The organism is Companilactobacillus sp. HBUAS59699 (assembly GCF_036913575.1).
Classification (GTDB): Bacteria; Bacillota; Bacilli; order Lactobacillales; family Lactobacillaceae; genus Companilactobacillus.
The window spans coordinates 66,679-90,535 of record NZ_JAYKTV010000002.1; the positions used below are offsets into that span (position 1 = coordinate 66,679).

Sequence of the window (23,857 nt, forward strand, 5' to 3'; positions counted from 1 at the left end):
TCTTCCACCTACAGATCCACCACCATCTCCAAAGCATCATGGTGATTTCTAAAGTAATACTTCTCATGAATAGTTCTAGTTTTAAACCCAAATGCTCGATAAAGACTAATTGCAGAATCATTCTCAATATCTGCTTCAAGTGAAAGGGACGAGAACTCATATTTACGACAATAATCAAATACTTGATTTAAAAACAAATGTCCAATACCTAGATGTTGTAATCCCGGCATTACAGCAATGTTAGTAATATGAGCTTCGTTTTTGTTTTTCAAGGACACTCCAATAAATGCCACACAAGTGGCATCTTCCACTAGTGACAAATACAAAGCATTTTTATTTCTCAATTCCATATCAACGATATCAACTGGCCACGGTACTGGCTGTGAATAAACTTTTTCTTGAATATTCATAAAGTCACCAGTATCACTTGAATTCGATTTACGCAGTATGAAATTTCTACCATCAATACTAACCGACTGTTGCTCAAAGGGATACTTATCTACATGTCCTGTTGGCCAAAGTGTTTCTTTAAACTTCCTCAACATAGGAAATATTGCCATCGTCCTTGTGACCTTTTTCATACCAATCATGTTCAGCCTGTGTTAGGCGCAAGTATGTTGGTACAAAGCTATCAATATCTTTTACGGTTTCAGCATGTTCTGCTAACTTCGCCAACTTAGTTGCATCTGGCAAACTATCTTCATCAGACATGATATCGGCAGTCGGATATTTCTCTCTTATCAAATCGGTCAATCTTTGAGTGGCATTAATGAATTCTAGCTTATCTTCATCATAGTTCTGTAATAAATCTAACAATTTGTTCATCGTAATGTGTTGATCTTCAACGATATTAACGATCTCTCCTTGTTTATTCAAATACACACCTGCATAAGCATTATCGTTTCTAGCATCCATCAAAGGAACACAGAGTTTGTCTTCCTTACCGTCAGCTGCTAGTAATTGTAAACTAGAGATTCCTACCAGGGGTTTATTCAAAGTAAAGGCTAATGTCTTAGCAACTGTTACTGCAATTCTTACTCCAGTGTAAGATCCCGGACCGTCAGCAACCGCAATTCGATCGATATCGTTTACTGATAAATCAGCATCTGCGAGTGATTTTTGAATATCGGGTAATAATGTAATACTATGTGTTTTCTTTTCAGTAGATTCAACGTGTGCGAGAACCTTACCATCCTCAACAACTGCAACACTTAATGGCTTATTTGATGTATCAAAAGCTAAAATTTTCATATGATCCCCTCAATCTTAATAGGAATATTCTACCACATAATTATATAACGAAAATGAACTATACCATGGATCCATTCTGGAAATAAAAAAATCGACCATCAACGGCCGATTCTATTAAATCTAGAATTGCTGATCCATTTAAGAACCAAGTATAACAATCCTGTTTGATAAACTAAACTAAATAATTCCTTGAGAATTCTTGGAACTAACAATGTCCAATATGGCAAGTTCGTCATCATTTGAATCCACAACGTGTTCAATCCTGTGTTAACGATCACCGTAATCAACAAGACAGCCACGAAGGTTCTCCAGATCGTTACCTTGTGGTTGTAAAGTACAAAACCATAGATCAGACCAGCTACTAACGCTGAAAATGTGAAGCCCCAGAAGAAACCTCCCGGTGCTGGCATTATTACGTTACTAATAATATCAGCGACCACATTAGCGATTGCTGCCTTATAAGGTCCAAAATAATATCCCATTAGTCCTATTGCTATGAAGCTGAAGCCAACCTTCAAGGTATTGCTACCGATCGACAGTTTGCTCAAAACCATCTCCATTGCAATTAATAAAGCCATCCACGTCATTTCGTGGACATTGATAACACGACTTTTCGTATTCATTCACGACATCTCCTCGTAGGAGCTGCCACAACATATAACTAGAGGCTAACGAATTAACTAACTATATAAAGTGGCGAATGCGGAAACAAAATCGCAAGCAATAGCTCTTCGTCCGGTGTTCACATTCCGTTCCGCCGGCACTTTACGCTTTGAATCCTACCCCAAAAATATTTTACTTGAACATATTACCATAAGTTAATAATTCGACCTAAGGATTATGCTTACAACCTTTTTCATAACTTGATATAATTATTTTTCTTCCCAAGTTATCTTAGCAACGGCGTTCAATTCACCATCACTCTTGATCCAATGAGTTGTGGTTAAGTTCTCTTCATCGATCTTGGCGAAAACTTCTGGTTCACTGTGGATATTCAATTCCTTGTCATACTTAATATCCATACTCTTAGCACGATGCTTTTCCACGAAGTCGATTCCTAATGAATCAACCATCCAATCAAAATAATAAGAATTATTCACATGGCGATTAACGTCAATATTGTAATAGCCAATATGTTGACTCTTCTTGATGTCATAGTCTTCTGGCTCACGCAAGCGGGCAAAGCGTTTGATCTTAGTAATTTCTTCAGCTCCAAAGAAATCTGTCAATTGATCAGCTGCACTAACCATCTTACGTGCTTTAACATCAATAATAACAAAGGCACTGGAAAGATCGACCATGCGGTTGCCGTCTAAGTCATCGATCCAAAAATCACGATAGAAGAAGTACTTGTTATAACTCGTTGCACGAGTACTTACTTTTAGTTTTTGACCCAGAGTGGGCATCTTTTTAATATCCATATGATATTGAACGACGACCCAACCTAATCCTCGTTGGACCATCTCTGAACTATCAGAATCTGACTCGTGTAATTGCTTCTCTGAGATCAATAACATTGCATCGACTAATGATGATAGACGCATGTCACCCGTTAAATTAGCGAAATAAAATGGAAATTCTATTTCCTGTGAATAGATTTGTTCTGTCACTTTATTCTTCCTTCCCAATTCCATGGTATAAATTGTAAACGATCTGTTTACGGAGGTCATTTTGACTGGCCACTTCTTTAATAGCTTTGTTAGGCTTCTCGCCTGATTGAATCAATAAATCAATCGAATTGATGATCTCTGAGTCAGACATATCTTCAACTTCTTCGACCGTCTTCCCTGATAAAATCAAAACGTACTCACCTTTGGGGTCATGTTCTTGATAATATTCGATCACTTGATCGATAGTCCCACGTAAGAATGCTTCGTGAATCTTAGTTAGCTCACGGGCAAGAGTTATTCGACGGTCTCCACCAAAGAATCGCTTCAGATCTTCGACTGTCTTAACAACTCGATATGGTGATTCATAAATAATCGAAGTCTCGATCCGTTGTGATAAGTCCTCAAGTGCTTCCGTGCGTTCCTTACCTTTACGCGGTAAGAAACCATAGAAATAAAACGGTTGTGGTTCAATTCCAGAAGCAATGAGCGCGGTGGTTGAAGCACTGGCACCGGGTAGTGGAACTACGGCAATATCAGCTTCGATCGCGGCCTTAACTAATTCCTTACCAGGGTCACTGATCGACGGTGTTCCAGCATCACTCACTTGAGCAATATTGATTCCTGAATTCATTTTTTCGATCAACTCAGGGATTCGTTGTGCTGTATTGTGTTCATGAAAACTGATCAAGTCTGTCGTGATCTCAAAATGATTCAATAGGTTCTTCGTATTTCTAGTATCCTCTGCCGCGATCAAATCTGCGTCTTGCAAAATTTTGACGGCTCGAAAGGTCATGTCATCTAAGTTGCCAATCGGTGTTGGCACTAAAAAAAGGCAGCCCTTCGAATTATTAACAAAACTCCTTTGTTCATTCATTCAAAATGCTCCCTTACTTATTTTTATTCGGCTTACTGTGATGCCCGTAAATTACTCCGAGACAGAAAACACACTCTTCATTCTCTTTGCGATGAGAACCATAAAATTGTTGGCACACGTGGAAACCCTTGTGGTACAACTTCTCTAAGTTCAAACGTGAAGTAGGCAATTCACTTTCGTTAAAACTCTTGTCTTCATATCCAAGTTTTTCCAATTGTTTGCGAAGATTGTGATTCTCCATCTTGAGTTCTTCTTTTTCTTCCAAATCTTTCGATAGTTGTTCCTTGAGCGCATCAATTTGGTTACTCAAGCTACCTAATTGATTAGAGATAGATGCAAACTCGTCATACAAATCCTTTTCTGCCATTGTCTCACCTACTAACCCACAAATTTTAATGACAAATCCTCTAAAATTGCTTGAAATGCGACGTTACTCTTCCACATTTCTTCAGCCTTAAATAATTCATCCGAAAAACTAACGATCTGTTGAATACTTTTATTTGAAAGAACATCTTCTTTAATAAGAAGTGATTTATTTAAATTGTACCTAATTGATAATATATCACTAAACATCTGATTCATCATATCGAAAACCAAATGCTGGTGGCTCTTATTCTCCACCAATGGCATTATATCAGTCTGTACGTCTATAAAACTATTTATTTTTTTCTGATTGCATTCTTTCATCCAGACGTTCAAAGCAGCAGCCAGTTGTTGATAATTTTCACCAGTTGTTGCCTGTAAGAATTTGATATCAGAAATTTTTAACGCTGTCTGTGCTTGTTCAGTTTTATATCCGAGTTTAACTAAACTATCGATCTCTTCTTCATTACTACTGTTAGATAGATGAAATATTTGAACACGTGAACGAATCGTCTGTAACATTTGCTTAGCAGAATCTGCTAACAAAATCATCATCAGATTGCCTTCAGGTTCTTCGATAGTCTTCAACAAGTTATTACTGGCAGCGTTAGTCATTTTTTCAGCTTCATCGATGATCAAGATACGACGGTTACCTTGAGTAGCTGTCATATTAGCTTCTTTTTTGAAGTATTTAATATCATCGACACCGATACTTTGCTTATCTGTTTTGACTTCCAAAACATCCGGATTATCCCCAAGTGCTATCGTCTGACATTTTTGACAAGTTTGATCCGGCATCCCATCTTGCAAATTATCGCAGAACTGACTCTGTGCTAACCAAATCGCTACCTGCTGCCTTATCTTCGATGAAGCACTGTCGATCAAATAAGCATGGGACAACATATTAGACTGAATAATCTTCTGAAATTCATGCAGTACTCGTGGCTGCTCGCTTAGTAAGTTTCCCATTGTTTAAAATCTTACAAATTTATCCACAGGTAGGATAAAACAAGTAGCTCCTCCGACTTGGACTTCGATTGGATCATTGATCCCTGTGGCTTCTGGCAATGCAAATGTTGAAGTGACATATTGTGTTCTAGTATGACAAGTCTTCTTGATTACTTCCAACGCTGCATCAACTTTATCATCTTCGACACCAATAATAAAAGTTGAGTTACCGGACTTCAAAAATCCACCGGTTGAAGGAAGACGTGTTGCTCTGAAGTCACTCTTTACTAAGTGTGTCTGTAATTGTTGACTATCTTTATCTTGAACAATTGCTAAAATTACTTTCATTTTATTTACCTCCATCGAATACGTTTGGAAATCTCGTAATAATTACTTCTAATGTATCGGAAACAACTTTTTCCGGTTTCTGTTCTGCATTGATACTCTTTATTCTATCAGGATTAGCTGCTACTAAGTCAAGATAAGAGTCGTGAACTCGCTTGTGAAAGCTCAAAGCTTCTTGCTCTAAGCGATCCATTTCGCCTTCATGATCCTTACGAATCCTAGATAGACCAACTTCTGGTGAAATATCAAAATAAATTGTCAAATCTGGTAAAGTACCTTCAATTGCAAAATCATTGATTTCAGCCACTTCTTTGGTACCTATCTTGCGGCCTCCACCTTGGTAAGCGATGGAGCTATCAACAAAGCGATCACTTAACAAAACCTTGTCAGCAGCTAAAGCTGGCCTGATGACATCGACCACATGCTGTCTGCGAGCTGCTGCATATAATAAAGCTTCTGTTCTATCATCCATTTTTTCATCGTGAACAGCCAATATGATTTTTCTGATCTGTTCGGCTATTTCACTGCCACCAGGTTCACGTGATTCAACTAATTCCTTACTTGTACGTTCTTTCAACATTGGAATCAGTGCGTTCAAGGCCGTAGTCTTACCGGCTCCATCTGGACCTTCGAATGATATAAATATACCTGACATCTAGTACTCTCCCTTTTAATACATTGGTTCTATTTTACTTGATATTGTTTTGGTAAACAAGCTATTGAAAAAGCCGTTATCTACTTGTAGATAGCGACTTTGTGGGTTCTAAAACGAGTTGCGAGGTGACCAACCACTGCGCTTACTACGCCTAAACAAGGATGCCAAAACCGCATCATTGTTTAGCCTAGGTAATGCTCATGGTCTGCCCGTCACCTCTCCACTCTCTACCAATGTTTCTCAGCTCGGCTAGGTTGTTTCAAAAATGTATCTTCATCGCCAAAAATAATATCAGTTGTATGTTTGGCCTGTGCTTTGCGGCGTCTGGCTTCTAAATACAAGAACTGATACTTGGCACGATCGATTCTTAATTGTAATCTGGCCTCGTCTGAAACTTCTAGTGAATTATTCATTATATGCTGCGAATTACTGATCTGTTGTTGAATTCTATGAATACTATCCATCAATCGATCATTTTCGATTTTTTCAACACTATCTTTTTTTCTACCAAACATGTTAGATCTCCCTGCGACCTAGAACAGCACTTTTCAAAGTCATTTCATCGGCATACTCAATGTCTGATCCAACGGCTAATCCATGAGCTAGTCTAGTTACTTTTATACCTGCCGGTTTTACCAGTTTGGCTAAGTATTGCGCTGTTGCTTCTCCTTCTGGAGTTGCGTTTGTAGCAATAATCAATTCCTGCACTTTACTATTTTCACGTAAACGATTAAGCAATAGCTTGATGTTCAAGTCTTCAGGACCTACGCCATCAACTGGTGATAGAACTCCCCCCAAGACATGATACAAACCATTATAACTATTCATATCATCCAATGACATTATATCTTTTGGCTGCTCAACAACCAAGATTGTTGATTGGTCACGATTCTTGTCACGACAAATTGAACAGATATCGTCTGTAGTAATATTTCCACAGATCTTACAAAATTTTAAATCATTCTTAGCAGACATAAGATTGTCGGCAAATTCTTGTACCTGACTCTTATCCATGCCTAATGTAAAGAACGCCATTCTTGTCGCTGTTTTGCGACCAATTCCTGGCAACATCATATAACTATCAATTAATTTTGAAATTGGCTCTGGATATCTCATTGATTACATCAACCCGTTTGTGTATTTACCTAACTTGGCATCTTTATCTTTGTCGACCTTGGCCATACCATCATTCAAAGCATCGATAAGCATATCTTGCAATGTATCAGGATCGTCAGGATCAATAATCTTTTCATCGATTTTAATATCTAAGATTTTCTTGTCACCATTCATTTTAACGATAGCAAAATCGTCAACTGAATGTCCTTCATAATCTGTTTGGCTTAATTGTTCTTGAGCAGCTGCAACTTCTTTTTGCATCTTTTGGGCTTGGCGCATGATATTGGCCATGTTACCACCCATTCCACCCATATTTGGCATTCCTTTACTCATAAGTAATTCTCCTTTTAATTAGTTATTTTATTAATCATCTTTAACTTCAACCACACCATCGTCACCGAATAATTTCAAGGCTTCATCAACTGTGGGATCAGTCTTTTTTTGTTCTGACTTAGATTCTACATTGTTACTCTTGTTAGAATCAATATTATTATCAATATATTCTTTTCGAACTATTGGCCATTGGGCTTTTGGTACCAATACAACTTGGCAATCCTTCTTCAACAACTTGCCCACATTATTAGTCAATTCATCTAAGAAACCATCTTGAGCTGTTTCAAACCACATTTCATAATCAAAGGCAACGACGATTCCGTCATTAGAAGCTGCCACCGGTTCAGAAATACTCATGATCGATCTCTGAGTGATCGACAGCATACTCATTAGATCCGGCCAAATATCCTTAGCCGTATTCAGATCAGCTTTTGTAGCATGTTCTAGGACTTGATAGATAGCCGTTTTATTTAGATGAGTTCCTTTTTTACTGCTTCGTTTAGGCTTATTATTCGATCTTTGATTATTATTTTGTACTGGTGCCTGATTCGATAATTGTTTTACTTCTTGTTTCAAATTAGCAATTTCATCACCAAGTTGATCTACTCGATGATTATCCACCGACTCTTCATTGTTTGTTTGAGGTTGAGCAGTAGTGATCATTTGTTGTTCAACCTTAGGTTCACTGATCTTAACAGTTAAAATCTCCATATAAACATCAGTCTGATTGGAATTCTTCAGGTTCTTCTGAGTTGCACTGACTTGATCGACAATATAAAACAATCTAGTATTATCGAACTTATCGGCAATTGCCAATAATTCATCCGTCATGACTGACTTATCCATCTGTTGAGATAGGTCAGAATTGGAATTGTACAAGATCAAATTACGACAAACTCGAATTATCATTTCAGTGAATCGGACTGCTGAACGACCACTAGCCAAAATCTGATACAAACTAGTCAAGGCATCTGCAGGACGATTGTCAGCAATGGCCGTCATATACGATACGATCTGTTCGTTACTCAGTGCTCCTGTGACTTCTTGAGCATTCTTCAACGTCAAGGTATCATCACCATATGACAATGCTTGATCCAAAATACTCAAGGCATCACGCATTCCACCTTCTGCAGAAGCAGCAATAATATTCAAAGCTTCTTCGTCATACTCGATGTTCTTATCATTTAAGATGTAAACCATTCGATCAAGAATATCTTGACGAGAAATTCTTCTAAAAGTAAAACTCTGAGTTCTTGAAATAATTGTTGCTGGAATCTTCTGTGGCTCCGTAGTTGCGAGAATAAACATAACATTCTCAGGTGGTTCTTCCAGAGTCTTCAGTAAAGCATTAAAAGCACCTTGTGAAAGCATATGAACCTCATCGATAATATAAACTTTGAACTTAGCTTCAGTAGGTGCATATTTGACCTTATCACGAATATCACGGATCTCCTCAACACCGTTATTGGAGGCGGCATCGATCTCAATCACATCATTCAAACGATTCTCATTCGCAGCCTTACAGATTTCACATTCATTACAAGGCTCACCATCATGTGGATTCAGGCAGTTAACTGCCTTCGCTAATATCTTGGCACAAGAAGTTTTACCAGTACCACGTGGACCACTGAATAAATAGGCATGACTGGTCATGTTACTTGCCACAGCATTACGTAAGGTTTGCGTGATTACACCTTGACCAATTACATCTGAAAAAGTTTGGGGACGCCAAACTCGATATAGTGCTTGATATGCCATATTTCCTCCTTGCTTTAACACATTACTTAAATTTTACCACAAAATATCACACAGACTTACGAAATTGATTACACATCTAAAAATAAAAAAACTCCTAATCAATTAAGATTAGGAGGCTAATATACATAACAAAAGGCACATGGCACAACTCACTTAGTGCTGCTTTCTTCCGAACCTGACACGATTCACAAGAGCACCATTGCCCTAAGGCCTTTCGGCACTAACTATAATACTATAAATCAATAATTAATGCTACTTTTTACGGCGGATTTCTCTAAAGAAATTCCGCAACAAGTCGCCGGTCTCTTGTTCCTTGACATTAGCCAAGACATCCGGCTGATGATTGTATCGAGTATCAGTCAGTAAATTAACGATCGATCCAGCTGAACCAGCTTTGGGATCACTGGCACCAAAAATAACCTCTTCGATGCGACTGTTAATAATTGCCCCTGCACACATTGGACAAGGTTCAAGCGTTACAAACAAACTCGTATGTTCCAAGCGCCAGCTTCCAATTGAAGCACACGCCTCCTCAATCGCAATGATCTCCGCATGCTTAATGGCATCTTGGGTTTCTTCACGTTCATTCGATCCACGACCGATTATTTTGCCAGTTTGATTGTCAACAATTACACAACCAATAGGAACTTCAGCACGTTCTTGAGCCTTCAAAGCTTCATCAATCGCTTGATCCATATAATGATTAATTTGTTCTTCTGAAAAAATCATCTAACTAAACCAGCTTACTTCTTAAAATATAATATCCTTTTTCACGAGTAACGATTTCAACATTACCATATGTTGCATCCATTAATTTCTTAGCTGAAGGAGCACCTTGTTTCTTTTTAATAACGACCCAAAGTTCTCCATTTTCGACTAAGTGTTCCTTAGCGCCACTGATAATACCTGATACAACATTCTTACCCGCTCGGATCGGTGGATTTGAAACTACTAAAGCATATTTGTTGTCTATCTTTTCGTACACATTGGATTCGAAAATATTAACGTTATTGATTCGGTTAGTTTCAGCATTCTTCTTGGCTAAATCCATAGCTCGTAAATTAACATCAGTCATATCGACTGTTCGTGATGTTTGTTCTTTGGCAAGAGATAGTCCAATTGGACCGTAGCCACAGCCAACGTCCAAAATATTACCACTTGGAACTTCATCAAAATTAATTGCATCTATCAAAACACGCGAACCAAAGTCCACCGTTTGACGTGAGAATACGCCTGCATCTGAAGTAAAAGTTAGATTATTATTTCTCAAAGTAAAATTGAACTCTTTGATCTCGTGTTCTAGATTATCTGAATTCTCAAAATATTGGTTGGCCATATTTGTTTCCTTTCTAAAAAGCAAAAATGAGGGTAAAAAAAAATCCTCTTACGAGGATTAATTTTATCATAATAAACTTATAAAAGGTTATTACTTCAATGTAACTGTTGCACCAACAGCTTCTAGTTTTGACTTCATGTCGTCAGCGTCAGCCTTAGCAACGCCTTCCTTGATAACCTTAGGAGCACCATCAACAAGGTCCTTTGAGTCCTTCAAGCCAAGTCCTGTGATACCACGAACTTCCTTGATAACCTTAACCTTTTCTTGACCTGCTTCTGTAAGTTCAATGTCAAATGAGTCCTTTTCAGCAGCAGCGTCGCCACCAGCAGCAGCACCTGCAGCAACTGGAGCAGCAGCTGTAACGTCAAATTCTTCTTCGATAGCCTTAACAAGGTCGTTAAGTTCTAGAATTGAAGCATCTTTTAAATCATCGATAATCTTTTGTGTATCTAAAGCCATTTTAATGTCCTCCAAATTATGTTTGTTTTTTATTTAAAAATTAAGCAGCTGGTTCGTCGTCTTTCTTTTCAGCAACAGCTTTAACAGCCAATGCGAAGTCGCGAACTGGAGCTTGTAATACAGATACCAACATAGATAGTAAACCGTCTCTGTTTGGTAGTGTTGCAAGTGCTTGAATTTCTTCTAGAGATGCAGCTTTACCTTCGATGATTCCACCCTTGATTTCAACGGATTCAACATCTTTGGCATACTTAGCAGCAACCTTAGCAGGTGCAACTGGATCTTCTTCAGAATAAGCGATGGCTGTTGGGCCAACAAAGAATTCTTCAAGACCTTCTAGTCCGGCTTCTTCAGCAGCACGTCTTAAGACAGTGTTCTTGATAACCTTCATAGTAGCACCTTGCTCACGTAATTCAGCACGCATGTTAGTAGCTTGTTCAACTGTAAGACCTAAGTAGTCAACAACGATAACTGACTTAGCGCCTTTAAGGTTAGCAGCAACTTCTTTAACGAGTGCTTCTTTTTGTGCTAGTTTTTCTTGCTTCATTATTACGTTTCACCTCCACAATTTATTTTAGTTAATTCTACAAATTTCGGCTAAAAATAAAATCTCTGCGCCCGAAGGACACAGAGATTAATTAACAATCTTCTGGCCTCGGCAGGATATTAAGATCTTCATCACCTGAGTCTTCGGTAGAAATCAACTATTGTACATTATCATTATTTTGGTTATAAGTCAACACTAGGCGTTGATTTTTAGACCAGGGCCAAATGTTGATGTCATATTAACACTAACAATGTAGTTACCCTTCAATGATGCAGGACGTGCCTTTGCGATAGCGTCATAGAATGCGTTAAAGTTAGCAGCAATCTTGTCAGTATCGAATGACAACTTACCGATAGGTGCGTGGATCAAACCATTAGGATCTACACGGTAAGTAACTTGTCCAGCCTTAATATCATTAACAGCCTTTGTAACATCCATTGTTACAGTACCTGTCTTAGGGTTAGGCATCAAACCTTTAGGTCCAAGTACACGACCTAAACGTCCAACTTTAGCCATCATTGGTGGTGTTGCAACGGCAACATCAAAGTCCAACCAACCGTCTTGGATCTTTTCAACAAGATCATCAGAACCAACGATGTCAGCACCGGCAGCTTCAGCAGCCTTAGCTTGTTCACCTTCAGCGAAGACGATAACTTTTTGTGATTTACCTGTTCCGTTAGGTAGAACAAGGGCACCACGAATTTGTTGGTCAGCTTGTTTTGGATCTACATCCAAGTTAATAGCAACTTCAACAGTTGCGTCAAATTTTGCGTAATTTACTTTCTTAAGTAAGTCAGCAGCTTCTGTAGCAGTGTAAGTCTTATCCTTATCCACTTGCTTCATAGCTTCAATATATTTTTTTCCATGCTTAGCCATGCTAAGTTCCTCCTTGCTTTGTGGTCTATTGGGGATTTTCCCCTCCCACTTGTTAAGAATACTTTCGTATTCCTGTAAACTGCTTATTGTCTAGTCTTCTACTGTAAAGCCCATACTTCTTGCAGTACCAGCAACCATACGCATTGCAGATTCAACACTGGCAGCGTTTAGGTCTTTCATCTTGGTTTCAGCAATTTCGCGAACTTGGTCGTTTGTGACAGTGGCAACCTTGTTCTTGTTAGGTTCGCCAGAGCCCTTTTCAACACCAGCAGCCTTCTTCAAAAGAACTGCTGCTGGTGGTGTCTTAGTAACGAAGTCGAATGAACGATCTTCATATACAGAGATAACAACAGGAATGATCATTCCTTGTTGATCTGCTGTACGTGCATTAAAGTCCTTTGTAAATGCAACGATGTTAATACCAGCTTGTCCTAAAGCTGGACCAACTGGTGGAGCTGGAGTAGCCTGACCAGCAGGAATTTGTAATTTTACTACGTTAGCAACTTTTTTAGCCACGGTGCATACCTCCTTAGTCCGTGATGTGGTCATATTGAGAATCTAAATTTTCTCTCCCACATGTACGTTCAAAAAACATACCGTATTATAGTAGCACGGATCTAATCCTTTATCAATATAATTTGTTATTTTTGAACATCACTGAAGTCAACTTCAGCACTTGTCATACGTCCAAACATGTCAACGTCAACCTTGACCTTGTCATGATCGTCGTCAATTTCTGTAACCTTACCGGTCATATTAGCGAATGGTCCGTTAACGATCGTAACGTTCTCGCCAATTTCAAAGTCGTTACCAGCTTTAACGCTGATACCAAGGTCATCAAGAATGTGATCAATTTCTTCTGGTAATAATGGTGCCGGCTTACTTCCTGAACCGTGACTTCCAACAAAACCTGTAACACCAGGTGTATTACGAACAACGAACCATGATTCATCACTCATAACCATTTCAACTAGAACATATCCTGGGAAAGTCTTCTTCATTTCTGTTTTTTGTTTACCATTTTTTGTTTCTGTTTCTTCTTCTTCAGGTACTACTGCACGGAAAATATAGTCTTCCATACCCATTGATGAGGCACGTGATTCCAAGTTTTCCTTAACTTTATTTTCGTATCCTGAGTAGGTATGTAAGACATACCATTGTTTGTCGCCAGCTTCAGCCATAATTTCCTCCAAAAATCAAAATAAAAAAACCTCGAACAAGGTCGAAGTTTTCTTTCGTTATTAAAATAATATCAAATTATTCGTATACTTACAATCTTATTTGCTTCCCATTACGAATTGTTGTAGTAAAGTTACTAATCCCCAATCAATAACAGCAAAGAAAATAGCATACATCAAAGATGTAGCAATAACAGTCCATGTATCACGTCTGTTCTCTTTTGCAGTAGGCCAAACAACCAATTTCATTTCTTTTTTTACACTACCAAAAAATTTAAATAATTTCATTTAGTCCTCCAGATTAGCGTGTTTCTTTGTGCAATGTGTGCTTGCCACAATGCTTACAAAATTTTTTAACTTCAAGTCTTTCTGTGCGGTTTGGATTCTCAGAAATAGTGTAATTTCTAGATCCACAAACGCTGCAAGCTAATGCTACTTTTCTTAATCCCATGAGTCTCTCCACATTCTATGCAGTCTTTAACTTATACATTATAGAATCTAAAGCAAGAAAAGTCCATGACAAACAGATGACAAATTACATGTGTTCAATTATGCATACCTTTATATGACCATACATCTAGTAATTCATGTAATTATCCCACTATATAAACATATATATCATAAAAAATAGATATGGTATTCTGTTTCAAATGAAAACTTAATTCCCTCCGTTATTTTTATTTTGTTTCCACAGATTGTGTGTTCTTTCACAGCGACATACAATGGAATTATATATAATAGTTTATATATTAAATACGAAACAAACGTGGGGGATCCAATATGCCAAAAATTAATTTTTTCAAAAATCATTTATATTTTTTTATATCACAAATAATAATGTTCTTTCTCGCTAGTAATATGCTATTCTCGCAAAAAACAGGTAATAGAATATCCTTAAAGGGAATAATGTTATCTCTGATTTTAATATTATTTTCTATACCTGTAAATTATTTCTTTTACGATTACTTGCCTTCAAAAAAATAAATAATCATCGATTTTATAAATACTTTGTAAATTTGTCTTTACATCTACTAGCAGCTCTATGAATTTGGCGCACATCACACATTGCCATTTCACAAGCAATATGAATTTTTATTTCACCCAACAAAAACTGTAATGCAATCAATTCTAACTTGCTCAATTCCTGAACTGCTTGCTGCAAATGGCTTGAAGTATCTAGTAAATGAGCATGATTTTTGACGAATTCAGTCGGATTTTCGTCAGTAATAATTTGCTCATAGGAACACGCTAATTGGTTGGCCTGTCTTTTAACTGTATTCTCTCTTCGAACGATATCAATAATATGATTTTTAAATTTTAATTTGTAGAAGCTGCCGAACTTTGAACCACTTGTCCCGTCAAAAATTTGACAAGTGGCGTAACAAACGATCAGTGCTTCTTGGTACCAGTCATTCTTGTCATATAGACCTATCTTATACTGGAAATACAAGTTGTCTATCATCGGTCGATATCGTTCGACCAATGATTCCAATGCAAGTGAATTAGCATCCTCCTTTACTAAATTAATAAGTGCAAGTTCCACATTATTCATGCACTCTTCTCCCATTCATAATATTTTTGAATGGTTTTCCATATTTAAAGTTATCATGTATCCTATGCCGTTTTAAGAGAACATTTGTTTACAAAAACTTCGTTGGTTATTTTGAATCATTATCTATGAAAACATTATTATATAAAAAAAGGATTTCATCAGTTATCAATAGATGAAATCCTTTTCTATTTTTAAGAATGTCTAGAAGCAAAAGCTTGATACAACAACACACCAGTGGCAACACTGGCGTTCAAGCTTTGAACGTGTCCTACCATTGGTATACTCAAAGTTTGATCCACTTGTTTGAGAACTAGTGGCGAAACTCCCTTACCTTCGTTACCAATTACTAGAGCAATAGCACCTTTAGCATTCCATGTCCGATAATTGTCACCTTCCATGGCTGTACCAAAGACCCAGACATTTTCTTTTTTAAGATCATTGATCGTATTGACCAAATTAGTAACACGTACAACTGGAACGTGCTCTATGGCACCTGTTGAAGTTTTAGCGACAACCGAGGTCAAGCCAGTTGAACGATGCTTAGGTACGATAATACCGTGTACGCCGACAGCATCAGCTGTTCTCAAGATAGAGCCTAAGTTATGTGGATCTTCAATTCTATCTAAGATCAGAATAAAAGGATCCTCATTACGTTTCTTAGCTAGTTTAAAAATATCGTCCAATTCCGCATATTGATACGGAGCGATATAAGCAGCCATCCCTTGGTGATTACCACCATTACTGATGTCATCCAACTTATTCTTAGGAACTTCTTGAACGATCAACTTACTGCGCTTAGCTAGTTCAATAACTTCCCCAATATGTTCACTCTTCAGCCCTTTTTGGACCAAAACCTTATTAACACGTTGACCAGCTGTTGGTGATTTCAATAGTTCAACTACTGAATGATGACCAAATACTAATTCAACTTCTTCATTATTATCACGATTATTATTTGAATTCTTCTGCATCAGTTTCCCCCGATTCTACTTTGTCGATACACCATTGTGCAAGTTCGGCTACACGGTCCTTTTGTCCACTGACATCCAAATAACCAAATAGTGCTTCAAAACCTGTGGACATATGATAAGTGACAACACTGGTATTCTTTGCCTTAGTGTATTTTTTAGCATTACGACCATTTTTATAGATGCGTATCTCATCATCAGACAAGACATTTTCATCTATCATCAATGTGATCAGTGCTGCCTGCGCTTTAGCTGAAACATAATGTGTCGCTTTATTTTGCAATTGGTTTACTTTGGTAATATCGAGATCCAGCAAGTGTTCACGAATGAATACTTCATATACCGCATCCCCTAAGTAGGCCAAAGTTACACCATTTAATTGTTCGATCTTAACCATCTATATGCCACCGTGTTCCTTGAGGAGTATCTTCCAAGATTACTCCCATTTCCTTTAATTTATCACGTAATTCATCACTAGTTGCAAAATCCTTGTCTGCACGAGCTTGATCACGTTTTTCAACCATTGCTTGAATTTCTTCAGACAAGTCTTCTTTTTCACCAAATTGAATTCCCAAAATTCCTGATAAGTTAGCTAGCTCTGTCAAAATATACTTAGCACTTTCAGCGTTGACACTGTCTTGTGCACTGTAATTATTAGCTAAAGTTACCAATTCAAAGATTTCAGTAATACCGTTTTGGACATTGAAATCATCATTCATAGCATCCTTGAACTTATCGGTAATATCATCGACCGCTGACTTGATGTCATCAGCAGCACCGTCAGCAGTTTCCAATCTAAAGCTTAAATTATTATACGCTGTCTTGATACGCTCATAATTATCAGCTGCCTTTTGTAAATTGGATTGTGAGTATTCCAATGGACGGCGATAGTGAGTTGAGGATAAGAAGAATCTCAATACTTGTGGATCAACAGATTTAACTAGGTCGTGGACTGTTACGAAATTACCGAGTGATTTACTCATCTTTTCGTTATTCTCAACTGTCACAAAGCCATTGTGCATCCAGTAATTGACGAACTTTTTACCCGTCTTAGCTTCACTTTGGGCAATTTCATTCTCGTGATGAGGGAATTCCAAATCTTGCCCACCACCGTGAATATCAAAAGTATCGCCAAGATACTTAGTTGACATTACTGAACATTCAATATGCCAGCCAGGGCGTCCCTCTCCCCAAGGTGAATCCCATTTAATTTCACCTGGTTTAGCTTTTTTCCACAGAGCAAAATCAATTGGATCTTGTTTCTTATCAAACTCGGCTTCACCAATGTGTTCACTCGCACCTTGAACTAATTGATCGATATTTTGATCAGACAATTCTCCATAGTGTCGGAACTTACGAGCACGATAGAAGACATCCCCATCTGATTCATAAGCGTAATCCTTATCAACCAAATCAGAAATAAAATTAATAATATCTTCAATGTTATCAGTTGCACGTGGATTAACAGTGGCACGTTGCACATTTAATTTATCAATATCTTCAAAGAAGGCTTTGATGAATCGATCTGCAACTTCGGGAACAGTGATATTCTCACGATTAGCTTCTTTGATCATCTTGTCATCAACATCAGTGAAGTTAGAAACAAACTTAACTTGGTAACCTAAATATTCTAAATAACGGCGAACGGTGTCAAAAGCCACGATTGAACGAGCATTACCAATATGAATGTAATTGTAGACAGTCGGACCACAGACATACATGTGAACCTCACCGGGATTTATTGGTTTAAATTCTTCTTTTTCACGTGTTAGTGTGTTAAATATTTTTAGCATAGATTCTCCTTTCTACAAGAAAAAAGAGATTGAGGCAAAACAAAAGTTTTCCTTCAACCTCTCTTTTAAGATATGTAATTTTTATTTCATTTGTCTCAATGTTTTATCAATATTAGCTAGAGCTTTTTCTTTACCGATCAATTCAATAGCTTCAGCGATTGCTGGACCATGCATTGTACGTGTTGCAGCGATTCTTGCTGGCATGTAGAGTTTTCTACCTTTAACACCAGTATCAGCACGAACGCCTTGAATAGCAGCCATGATTTGTGTAGCTGTGAAACGATCGATTTTTTCTAGCTTACCGCGTAGATCTTCGATAGCTGTACGTGAATCATCGTTTTCTAATTCAGCTTGTTCGTCATCAGTCAATACGTCTGGTTGATTGAAGAAGATATCTGATAGTTCAACGATTTGTTGTGTATATGACATTTGTGGCATGTACAACTCTGTCAAATGTCTTACCCATTGAATTGTATTTGTATCTGGATTATCAGGAATACGCTTTGCTTCGATCAAGTTTTCAAGTACTAAGTCAGTGATCTCACTAACGTTAGCGGCTTTAACATATTGGTTATTGACCCATTCTAATTTCTTTTGGTCGAACTTAGCAGGTGACTTGCTCAAACGATGTTCATCAAAGATCTTGATGAATTGTTTACGAGTGAATAATTCCTCTTCACCAACTGGTGACCAACCTAGTAATGTAATGAAGTTAAACATAGCTTCTGGTAAGTAACCCAAAGCACGATATTGTTCGATGAATTGTAAGATGGATTCATCACGTTTACTTAGCTTCTTACCTGTTTCAGTATTGATGATAAGTGTCATGTGGCCGAATTTAGGTGCTTCCCAGCCAAGTGCTTCATAAATCATTAATTGTTTTGGAGTATTGGCAACATGGTCATCACCACGAAGAACATGACTGATTTCCATCAAGTGATCGTCAATTACAACTGCGAAGTTGTATGTTGGCATACCATCACGTTTTTGAATAACCCAGTCTCCACCGATCGTGTCTGAATCAATTGAAACTTTGCCTTTAACGATATCGTCCCACTCGTATGTTTTGCCTGTTGGTACGTGGAATCTGATAACTGGAGTCAATCCGGCATCTTTTGCTTCTTGGATCTTAGCTGCCTTTTCTTCTTCAGACATTCCCGCAAACTCATACTCATAATGAGGCATTTCGCCGTTAGCTTCTTGTTCTTCACGCATCTTTGTTAGCTGTTCTTCAGTCAGATATGATTCGTAAGCTAGTCCTTTATCAAGTAATTCTTGAATGTATTTTTGATAGATGTCTTTTCTTTCTGATTGACGATATGGACCGTAATCTCCACCGACATCTGGACCTTCATCCCAGTCAACACCTAACCACTTAAGGTTCTCTAGTTGACTTTGTTCTCCACCTTCAACGTTACGTTTTGTATCTGTATCCTCGATACGGATCACAAAAGTTCCCTTGTGACTTCTTGCAAATAGGTAATTGAAGATAGCTGTTCTAGCATTACCAATGTGTAAATGTCCTGTTGGACTTGGTGCATATCTCACACGAATTTTATTATCTGACTTGTTTGCCATTTCTACGTTCTCCCCTTTTATTTCTAGAATTGTTCTTAGAATTCTTATTGGCATTATTTGAATTCTCTTTAGAACTATTCTTCCTATTACTATTGTTACCTGTGTTACTCTGGATACCATTCATTGAATGCTTAGGCTTAGCAAAAATCATTTTACCAGCATCAGTTTGCAATGCACTTGTTACAACGACGTCAACTGACTTGTCGATGAAGTACTTACCATCTTCGACAACGACCATTGTTCCGTCTTCCAAGTATGCAACACCTTGTTCTCGCTCAGTACCCTCTTTAATTACTTTAACAGTCATTGTTTCGCCTGGCAAAACCATCGGTTTCAAAACTTTGGCTAATTCATTGATATTAAGTACTTGAACGTTCTGAAATTCACTTACCTTACTTAAATTATAGTCATTCGTTAGAACAGCGCCACCTATTTCTTTAGCTAATTTAAGTAATTTCATATCAACTTCAGGAATATTATCATAATCACGAGTAGTTGTCTCAATATTGATGGTTGTATCCATCTTCATCTCATTCAAGATGTCCAACCCACGACGACCACGTTCACGCTTCTGATTATCACTGGAATCAGAAATAAGTTGTAACTCATGAACGACAAAGTCTGGGATCATGATTTTTCCTTCAAGGAATCCCGTCTGTGCTAATTGATGGATTCGGCCATCAATAACTACTGATGTATCAAGGATCTTGTATGGATAAAAATCTTTTTTGGATGAGCGACGCATGATCTCTCCGTCGTAATCCATGTCTTTCTTATCATCGTTGGTATCATTATTCTTACGCTTGGATAACGAAAAACTCTTCCAATCGTTTCGACGACTAGTTCCCATGCGGAATCCTAAGAATCCAAAAATGATCATCAAAATAACCGGGATAATGTTAGCAAACATATTGTGCATCATGTAAAACGGAATTGAAATAATATTTGCTAAAATAAGTCCACCAATCAAGAATAACGAACCAAAGATGATCCAACCTGGTGAACGTGAATTAAGGTATTTCTCAATCCTTGTATTTAAATCCGAGATGGGTTTAACAAACAAAAACGACAAGAAATAAAATATAATCAATCCAATAAGTCCATCAAAATAGCCGTTATTTATTAAACGAACATCTGTCAATCCGGCAATATTCCACAAAATTGGAAAAACAGTAATACCTACTGCTATACCAAATAATGCAAATACTGCATTAACAATATATTTTCGCATATATAAGTATATACCTCCTAATTAAATATTTTGTTCATTGCTTCCAGAACAGTACTTACACCAACAATTTGAATTTTATTATTCTTGGTCCAATCACCCAAGTTATTCTTAGGGACAAAGATTCGTTGGAATCCAAGTTTCTCAGCTTCATTGACCCGTTGATCAATACGATTAACTCGACGTACTTCGCCAGTTAATCCGACTTCACCAACAAAACAATCTGTTGCAGGGATTCCAATATTTTTATAACTCGAAGCAATCGCCATCGCTAAAGCTAGATCAATTGCTGGTTCATCTAATTTTACACCACCAGTTGACTTCAAATAAGCGTCTTGATTTTGAAGCATTAGATTGCCACGCTTCTCCAATACTGCCATGATAACTGAAACTCGATTATGATCTAATCCCGTAGCAGTACGCTTAGCATTTCCAAAAATAGTCGGTGTAATTAATGATTGAATCTCAACCAAAATCGGACGTGTTCCTTCCATAGATACTACAACCGCTGATCCATTAGCATCTTTCAAACGTTCTTCGAGGAATATCTCTGACGGGTTAGCTACTTCAACTAATCCCTTCGTCTGCATTTCGAAGATACCAATTTCATTAGTCGATCCGAAACGATTCTTAACTGAACGTAAGATGCGATAACTGTGATGAGTATCTCCTTCAAAGTATAGAACAGTATCTACCATATGTTCCAGTATTTTAGGACCAGCAATTGCACCACCCTTGGTAACATGTCCAACAACGAATACAGTAATATTTTGCTGCTTAGCAATATTCATCAATTCCGACGTAACTTCTCTTACTTGTGAAATACTGCCGACAGCTGATGAAATCTCAGGTTCATCCATTGTCTGAATTGAATCGATGATCAAATAATCAGGATTCATATCATTGATAGTTTCTCGAATATAGCTCATGTCTGTCTGAGGATAAATGTATAAGTCATCCCCATGAACGCCTAGACGGTCGGCACGCATTTTGATCTGCGAAGCACTCTCTTCTCCAGAAACATAGAGAACCTTGCCACCGACACTTTGCAATTGACCCGCCACTTGGGTCAAAAGTGTTGATTTACCAATACCAGGATCCCCACCAATCAGGATCAATGATCCCGGGACAATGCCGCCACCAAGGACACGGTTCAATTCTGACAGATCCGTCTTAACGCGTGGTTCCCTCTCAAAAGAAACATCATTGATTTTAACCGGCTTAGTTACTAGATCACTAGTTCTTCGACTAGGTGTCGCCTTACTCGATTCAGCATGTTCTATTTCTTCAACCATTTGATTCCAAGCACCACAGTTAGGACAACGTCCTAAATATTTAGGTGAAACATAACCGCAGTTCTGACAAACAAATTTAGATTTTGATTTAGCCAATAAATTAATTCCTTTCTAGGTACATTATATTCCAGATGAACCAAATCCACCTTGACGTTTCTTCAGACCGCCTTCATCTTCATCAGTAGTTAAATATTTGATAAAGATTCCTTGGGCTAAGCGTTCGCCCTTCTTAACTGTATAATCGAACGGGAAGAAATTGATCAACTGAATAAACAGTTCTCCTTCATTTCCCGCATTGTTATAGTAATCGGCATCGACGACACCAATTCCGTTAGGAATCGATAAACCACGCTTCAAGGGATTGCTGGAACGGCTAGCAATGATCAACACTTCATCATCTTGCATATAAGCCTTAACACCAGTTGGAACTAACACGGGTTTAATATTTTTTTGAATCTCTTCCGTCTTCGATTCATCGATCTTACCTTTACCAAAAATAAATTTGATAACATTCAAGACGCCGAATTTCCACACTGATGGCACGACGAAATCCTCAGCACTCTCAATGTCATATCCAGCAGCGTTTTTAGTCTGACGAACCGGCAAGTTGATGCCTTTATCTTGATACTTTTTTACAATTTCAAAGCCACGTTTTTTTGTCAAATCGAAACTCTCCCATTATCATTAGATACTTAAAATAATAGCATTTAAAACAATATAAAACTATTGATTAGACTGACTTTCTTCTACTAATACGGTAATATTAAGGTAAATAAATAGAGAGAAGGTAGTTTATGGAAATAAAACAAGAAGACGGTCGTTTTTTTATTGAAGAAAATGAACTGGTTGGTGAAATAACATACTCACCCGTTAAAGAGGGTATTATTTCTATCGACCACACTTTTGTAAATGAAAATTATCGTGGACAAGGTATTGCTGGCAAATTATTAAACGAAGTATTGGACTACGCGGACACTAATAACTTAAAAATCGTTCCTGTCTGTTCTTATGCTAAATTTGCATTTAAAAATAAGCCAGAGATACGTTATTTATTAACCGAAAATTACCAAAAACTCTTAGAGGAGGAACGTTAGTTGAATCAAGATGAATTAAAGAAAGCCGTCGGTATTAAGTCCGTTGACTTCATTGAAAGTAACACAGTAGTTGGTCTGGGTACTGGATCCACCGTTTATTATATGATCGAGGAACTTGGTAAAAGATACCAAGCTGGTGAAATCAAAAATATCGTTGGTGTTGCAACTTCTTCACGTTCTCAAAAGCAAGCCGAAGATCTAGGTATTCCTATGAAAGACCTCAACGACGTTGATCACATCGACCTAACTATCGATGGTGCCGATCAAATCGACAAGAATTTTCAAGGTATCAAAGGTGGCGGTGCCGCACACTTGTTAGAGAAGATGGTCGCTACAAATTCACACAAGAACATCTGGATCGTTGATCAATCAAAGATGGCTGATAAATTAGGCAGTTTCCCACTACCTCTCGAGGTCATTCCTTTCGGTTGTGAAAAAACTTTTGCTGACCTCAAGGCAGAAGAGTTGCATCCGGAGTTCCGTTTGGATGACAATGGTAAACGAGTATTAACTCATAACAAGAACTATGTCATCGACTTAAAGATGGGTGAAATCAATCATCCCCATCTATTAGCTGATTGGTTAGATCACCAAGTTGGCATCGTAGCACATGGATTATTCTTAGATCTAGTAAACACAGTTATCGTCGGTTATGATGACGGTCCTAAAGTTATCAAGGATGTTCGTTAATTAAATAATC

Annotated in this window: 32 protein-coding genes, 1 other RNA gene, 1 riboswitch and 1 other annotated feature; of the genes, 2 read left to right on the forward strand and 31 right to left on the reverse strand. The window is 37.7% G+C overall.

The genetic code is table 11. The features are described from left to right. Positions 1-8 precede the first annotated feature (8 nt). The 31 genes from rimI to U8519_RS04035 form a co-directional block, all read right to left on the reverse strand. A complete protein-coding gene (rimI, locus tag U8519_RS03885; protein WP_334329022.1) occupies positions 9-560 on the reverse strand; it encodes a ribosomal protein S18-alanine N-acetyltransferase in 552 nt (183 codons plus the stop codon). Further along, entirely contained in the window at positions 529-1,251 is a 723-nt protein-coding gene (gene tsaB, locus U8519_RS03890; RefSeq protein WP_334329023.1) for a tRNA (adenosine(37)-N6)-threonylcarbamoyltransferase complex dimerization subunit type 1 TsaB, read from the reverse strand. The genes rimI and tsaB overlap by 32 nt, the downstream gene beginning before the upstream one ends. A 98-nt stretch (positions 1,252-1,349) precedes the next feature. Continuing rightward, on the reverse strand, positions 1,350-1,874 hold the full coding sequence (locus U8519_RS03895) for a folate family ECF transporter S component (protein ID WP_334329024.1): 525 nt from the start codon (positions 1,872-1,874) through the stop codon (positions 1,350-1,352). 69 nt (positions 1,875-1,943) lie between these two features. Next, positions 1,944-2,040, reverse strand: a riboswitch (THF riboswitch). An 83-nt stretch (positions 2,041-2,123) separates the two neighbouring features. Then, positions 2,124-2,861, reverse strand: coding sequence for an acyl-[acyl-carrier-protein] thioesterase (locus U8519_RS03900; protein WP_334329025.1), 738 nt, complete (start codon positions 2,859-2,861; stop codon positions 2,124-2,126). Position 2,862: 1 nt separating this feature from the next. After that, entirely contained in the window at positions 2,863-3,735 is an 873-nt protein-coding gene (rsmI, locus tag U8519_RS03905; protein WP_334329026.1) for a 16S rRNA (cytidine(1402)-2'-O)-methyltransferase, read from the reverse strand. Positions 3,736-3,748: 13 nt separating this feature from the next. Next, positions 3,749-4,102: an initiation control protein YabA gene (locus U8519_RS03910; RefSeq protein WP_334329027.1), complete on the reverse strand. Its 354-nt coding sequence runs from the start codon at positions 4,100-4,102 to the stop codon at positions 3,749-3,751. 11 nt (positions 4,103-4,113) lie between these two features. Then, positions 4,114-5,067 (reverse strand): DNA polymerase III subunit delta', encoded by a 954-nt coding sequence (locus tag U8519_RS03915; protein WP_334329028.1) that lies wholly within the window; start codon positions 5,065-5,067, stop codon positions 4,114-4,116. Between the two features lie 3 nt (positions 5,068-5,070). Beyond that, positions 5,071-5,394 carry a cyclic-di-AMP receptor gene (locus U8519_RS03920; RefSeq protein ID WP_334329029.1) on the reverse strand — a complete coding sequence of 108 codons (324 nt, stop codon included), beginning with the start codon at positions 5,392-5,394 and terminating at the stop codon, positions 5,071-5,073. A gap of 1 nt (position 5,395) precedes the next feature. After that, the gene (gene tmk / locus U8519_RS03925; protein WP_334329030.1) at positions 5,396-6,046 is read right to left on the reverse strand and encodes a dTMP kinase; all 651 of its coding nucleotides are present in this window, start codon (positions 6,044-6,046) and stop codon (positions 5,396-5,398) included. Between the two features lie 227 nt (positions 6,047-6,273). Next, positions 6,274-6,561, reverse strand: a complete 288-nt coding sequence (locus U8519_RS03930) for a YaaL family protein (protein WP_334329031.1) — start codon at positions 6,559-6,561, stop codon at positions 6,274-6,276. A 1-nt stretch (position 6,562) separates the two neighbouring features. Beyond that, positions 6,563-7,162, reverse strand: a complete 600-nt coding sequence (recR, locus tag U8519_RS03935; protein ID WP_334329032.1) for a recombination mediator RecR — start codon at positions 7,160-7,162, stop codon at positions 6,563-6,565. Between the two features lie 3 nt (positions 7,163-7,165). Beyond that, positions 7,166-7,474 (reverse strand): YbaB/EbfC family nucleoid-associated protein, encoded by a 309-nt coding sequence (locus tag U8519_RS03940; RefSeq protein WP_442892128.1) that lies wholly within the window; start codon positions 7,472-7,474, stop codon positions 7,166-7,168. Positions 7,475-7,525: 51 nt separating this feature from the next. Then, positions 7,526-9,253 carry a DNA polymerase III subunit gamma/tau gene (dnaX, locus tag U8519_RS03945; protein WP_334329034.1) on the reverse strand — a complete coding sequence of 576 codons (1,728 nt, stop codon included), beginning with the start codon at positions 9,251-9,253 and terminating at the stop codon, positions 7,526-7,528. 126 nt (positions 9,254-9,379) lie between these two features. Next, an RNA gene (ffs, locus tag U8519_RS03950) (signal recognition particle sRNA small type) lies at positions 9,380-9,462 on the reverse strand. 43 nt (positions 9,463-9,505) lie between these two features. Next, positions 9,506-9,982 (reverse strand): nucleoside deaminase, encoded by a 477-nt coding sequence (locus U8519_RS03955; protein ID WP_334329035.1) that lies wholly within the window; start codon positions 9,980-9,982, stop codon positions 9,506-9,508. A gap of 4 nt (positions 9,983-9,986) precedes the next feature. After that, positions 9,987-10,589 (reverse strand): class I SAM-dependent methyltransferase, encoded by a 603-nt coding sequence (locus tag U8519_RS03960; protein ID WP_334329036.1) that lies wholly within the window; start codon positions 10,587-10,589, stop codon positions 9,987-9,989. Positions 10,590-10,679: 90 nt separating this feature from the next. After that, a complete protein-coding gene (gene rplL, locus U8519_RS03965; RefSeq protein ID WP_334329037.1) occupies positions 10,680-11,048 on the reverse strand; it encodes a 50S ribosomal protein L7/L12 in 369 nt (122 codons plus the stop codon). A gap of 40 nt (positions 11,049-11,088) precedes the next feature. Beyond that, complete coding sequence (gene rplJ, locus U8519_RS03970) at positions 11,089-11,595, reverse strand: 50S ribosomal protein L10 (protein WP_334329038.1); 507 nt, start codon at positions 11,593-11,595, stop codon at positions 11,089-11,091. 47 nt (positions 11,596-11,642) lie between these two features. Next, positions 11,643-11,760 (reverse strand) — a sequence feature (ribosomal protein L10 leader region). Between the two features lie 30 nt (positions 11,761-11,790). Next, on the reverse strand, positions 11,791-12,471 hold the full coding sequence (gene rplA, locus U8519_RS03975; protein WP_334329039.1) for a 50S ribosomal protein L1: 681 nt from the start codon (positions 12,469-12,471) through the stop codon (positions 11,791-11,793). 90 nt (positions 12,472-12,561) lie between these two features. Then, a complete protein-coding gene (gene rplK / locus U8519_RS03980; RefSeq protein ID WP_125565663.1) occupies positions 12,562-12,987 on the reverse strand; it encodes a 50S ribosomal protein L11 in 426 nt (141 codons plus the stop codon). Positions 12,988-13,112: 125 nt separating this feature from the next. Next, entirely contained in the window at positions 13,113-13,652 is a 540-nt protein-coding gene (gene nusG, locus U8519_RS03985; protein WP_334329040.1) for a transcription termination/antitermination protein NusG, read from the reverse strand. Positions 13,653-13,748: 96 nt separating this feature from the next. Next, positions 13,749-13,937: a preprotein translocase subunit SecE gene (gene secE / locus U8519_RS03990; protein WP_334329041.1), complete on the reverse strand. Its 189-nt coding sequence runs from the start codon at positions 13,935-13,937 to the stop codon at positions 13,749-13,751. A gap of 13 nt (positions 13,938-13,950) precedes the next feature. Beyond that, positions 13,951-14,100, reverse strand: a complete 150-nt coding sequence (rpmG, locus tag U8519_RS03995) for a 50S ribosomal protein L33 (RefSeq protein ID WP_076613567.1) — start codon at positions 14,098-14,100, stop codon at positions 13,951-13,953. Between the two features lie 546 nt (positions 14,101-14,646). Further along, a complete protein-coding gene (locus U8519_RS04000) occupies positions 14,647-15,201 on the reverse strand; it encodes a sigma-70 family RNA polymerase sigma factor (protein WP_334329042.1) in 555 nt (184 codons plus the stop codon). Positions 15,202-15,392: 191 nt separating this feature from the next. After that, positions 15,393-16,172 carry a 23S rRNA (guanosine(2251)-2'-O)-methyltransferase RlmB gene (gene rlmB, locus U8519_RS04005; protein ID WP_334329043.1) on the reverse strand — a complete coding sequence of 260 codons (780 nt, stop codon included), beginning with the start codon at positions 16,170-16,172 and terminating at the stop codon, positions 15,393-15,395. Then, positions 16,153-16,566, reverse strand: coding sequence for a Mini-ribonuclease 3 (locus U8519_RS04010; protein ID WP_334329044.1), 414 nt, complete (start codon positions 16,564-16,566; stop codon positions 16,153-16,155). The genes rlmB and U8519_RS04010 overlap by 20 nt, the downstream gene beginning before the upstream one ends. After that, positions 16,559-17,962, reverse strand: coding sequence for a cysteine--tRNA ligase (gene cysS / locus U8519_RS04015; RefSeq protein WP_334329045.1), 1,404 nt, complete (start codon positions 17,960-17,962; stop codon positions 16,559-16,561). Before cysS ends, U8519_RS04010 begins: the two co-directional genes overlap by 8 nt. 81 nt (positions 17,963-18,043) lie before the next feature. After that, positions 18,044-19,540, reverse strand: a complete 1,497-nt coding sequence (gene gltX, locus U8519_RS04020) for a glutamate--tRNA ligase (RefSeq protein ID WP_334329046.1) — start codon at positions 19,538-19,540, stop codon at positions 18,044-18,046. Beyond that, complete coding sequence (locus tag U8519_RS04025) at positions 19,521-20,771, reverse strand: PIN/TRAM domain-containing protein (protein WP_334329047.1); 1,251 nt, start codon at positions 20,769-20,771, stop codon at positions 19,521-19,523. Before U8519_RS04025 ends, gltX begins: the two co-directional genes overlap by 20 nt. A 17-nt stretch (positions 20,772-20,788) precedes the next feature. Next, positions 20,789-22,159: a DNA repair protein RadA gene (gene radA / locus U8519_RS04030; protein ID WP_334329048.1), complete on the reverse strand. Its 1,371-nt coding sequence runs from the start codon at positions 22,157-22,159 to the stop codon at positions 20,789-20,791. Positions 22,160-22,183: 24 nt separating this feature from the next. Next, complete coding sequence (locus U8519_RS04035) at positions 22,184-22,726, reverse strand: dUTP diphosphatase (protein ID WP_334329049.1); 543 nt, start codon at positions 22,724-22,726, stop codon at positions 22,184-22,186. Between the two features lie 131 nt (positions 22,727-22,857). On the opposite strand from U8519_RS04035, the gene U8519_RS04040 reads away from it, so the two are divergent. Together U8519_RS04040 and rpiA are read left to right on the forward strand one after the other, a co-directional pair. After that, a complete protein-coding gene (locus U8519_RS04040) occupies positions 22,858-23,157 on the forward strand; it encodes a GNAT family N-acetyltransferase (protein ID WP_334329050.1) in 300 nt (99 codons plus the stop codon). Beyond that, entirely contained in the window at positions 23,158-23,847 is a 690-nt protein-coding gene (rpiA, locus tag U8519_RS04045) for a ribose-5-phosphate isomerase RpiA (RefSeq protein WP_334329051.1), read from the forward strand. Positions 23,848-23,857: the final 10 nt, after the last annotated feature.

What these genes read in the sequence shown, in the direction of transcription:
- rimI (WP_334329022.1), bottom strand. Translation starts at nt 560, where the DNA reads ATGGCAATATTTCCTATGTTGAGGAAGTTTAAAGAAACACTTTGGCCA.
- tsaB (WP_334329023.1), bottom strand. Translation starts at nt 1,251, where the DNA reads ATGAAAATTTTAGCTTTTGATACATCAAATAAGCCATTAAGTGTTGCA.
- U8519_RS03895 (WP_334329024.1), bottom strand. Translation starts at nt 1,874, where the DNA reads ATGAATACGAAAAGTCGTGTTATCAATGTCCACGAAATGACGTGGATG.
- rsmI (WP_334329026.1), bottom strand. Translation starts at nt 3,735, where the DNA reads ATGAATGAACAAAGGAGTTTTGTTAATAATTCGAAGGGCTGCCTTTTT.
- U8519_RS03910 (WP_334329027.1), bottom strand. Translation starts at nt 4,102, where the DNA reads ATGGCAGAAAAGGATTTGTATGACGAGTTTGCATCTATCTCTAATCAA.
- U8519_RS03915 (WP_334329028.1), bottom strand. Translation starts at nt 5,067, where the DNA reads ATGGGAAACTTACTAAGCGAGCAGCCACGAGTACTGCATGAATTTCAG.
- U8519_RS03920 (WP_334329029.1), bottom strand. Translation starts at nt 5,394, where the DNA reads ATGAAAGTAATTTTAGCAATTGTTCAAGATAAAGATAGTCAACAATTA.
- tmk (WP_334329030.1), bottom strand. Translation starts at nt 6,046, where the DNA reads ATGTCAGGTATATTTATATCATTCGAAGGTCCAGATGGAGCCGGTAAG.
- U8519_RS03930 (WP_334329031.1), bottom strand. Translation starts at nt 6,561, where the DNA reads ATGTTTGGTAGAAAAAAAGATAGTGTTGAAAAAATCGAAAATGATCGA.
- recR (WP_334329032.1), bottom strand. Translation starts at nt 7,162, where the DNA reads ATGAGATATCCAGAGCCAATTTCAAAATTAATTGATAGTTATATGATG.
- U8519_RS03940 (WP_442892128.1), bottom strand. Translation starts at nt 7,474, where the DNA reads ATGGGTGGAATGGGTGGTAACATGGCCAATATCATGCGCCAAGCCCAA.
- dnaX (WP_334329034.1), bottom strand. Translation starts at nt 9,253, where the DNA reads ATGGCATATCAAGCACTATATCGAGTTTGGCGTCCCCAAACTTTTTCA.
- U8519_RS03955 (WP_334329035.1), bottom strand. Translation starts at nt 9,982, where the DNA reads ATGATTTTTTCAGAAGAACAAATTAATCATTATATGGATCAAGCGATT.
- U8519_RS03960 (WP_334329036.1), bottom strand. Translation starts at nt 10,589, where the DNA reads ATGGCCAACCAATATTTTGAGAATTCAGATAATCTAGAACACGAGATC.
- rplL (WP_334329037.1), bottom strand. Translation starts at nt 11,048, where the DNA reads ATGGCTTTAGATACACAAAAGATTATCGATGATTTAAAAGATGCTTCA.
- rplJ (WP_334329038.1), bottom strand. Translation starts at nt 11,595, where the DNA reads ATGAAGCAAGAAAAACTAGCACAAAAAGAAGCACTCGTTAAAGAAGTT.
- rplA (WP_334329039.1), bottom strand. Translation starts at nt 12,471, where the DNA reads ATGGCTAAGCATGGAAAAAAATATATTGAAGCTATGAAGCAAGTGGAT.
- nusG (WP_334329040.1), bottom strand. Translation starts at nt 13,652, where the DNA reads ATGGCTGAAGCTGGCGACAAACAATGGTATGTCTTACATACCTACTCA.
- secE (WP_334329041.1), bottom strand. Translation starts at nt 13,937, where the DNA reads ATGAAATTATTTAAATTTTTTGGTAGTGTAAAAAAAGAAATGAAATTG.
- rpmG (WP_076613567.1), bottom strand. Translation starts at nt 14,100, where the DNA reads ATGGGATTAAGAAAAGTAGCATTAGCTTGCAGCGTTTGTGGATCTAGA.
- U8519_RS04000 (WP_334329042.1), bottom strand. Translation starts at nt 15,201, where the DNA reads ATGAATAATGTGGAACTTGCACTTATTAATTTAGTAAAGGAGGATGCT.
- rlmB (WP_334329043.1), bottom strand. Translation starts at nt 16,172, where the DNA reads ATGCAGAAGAATTCAAATAATAATCGTGATAATAATGAAGAAGTTGAA.
- U8519_RS04010 (WP_334329044.1), bottom strand. Translation starts at nt 16,566, where the DNA reads ATGGTTAAGATCGAACAATTAAATGGTGTAACTTTGGCCTACTTAGGG.
- cysS (WP_334329045.1), bottom strand. Translation starts at nt 17,962, where the DNA reads ATGCTAAAAATATTTAACACACTAACACGTGAAAAAGAAGAATTTAAA.
- gltX (WP_334329046.1), bottom strand. Translation starts at nt 19,540, where the DNA reads ATGGCAAACAAGTCAGATAATAAAATTCGTGTGAGATATGCACCAAGT.
- U8519_RS04025 (WP_334329047.1), bottom strand. Translation starts at nt 20,771, where the DNA reads ATGCGAAAATATATTGTTAATGCAGTATTTGCATTATTTGGTATAGCA.
- U8519_RS04040 (WP_334329050.1), top strand. Translation starts at nt 22,858, where the DNA reads ATGGAAATAAAACAAGAAGACGGTCGTTTTTTTATTGAAGAAAATGAA.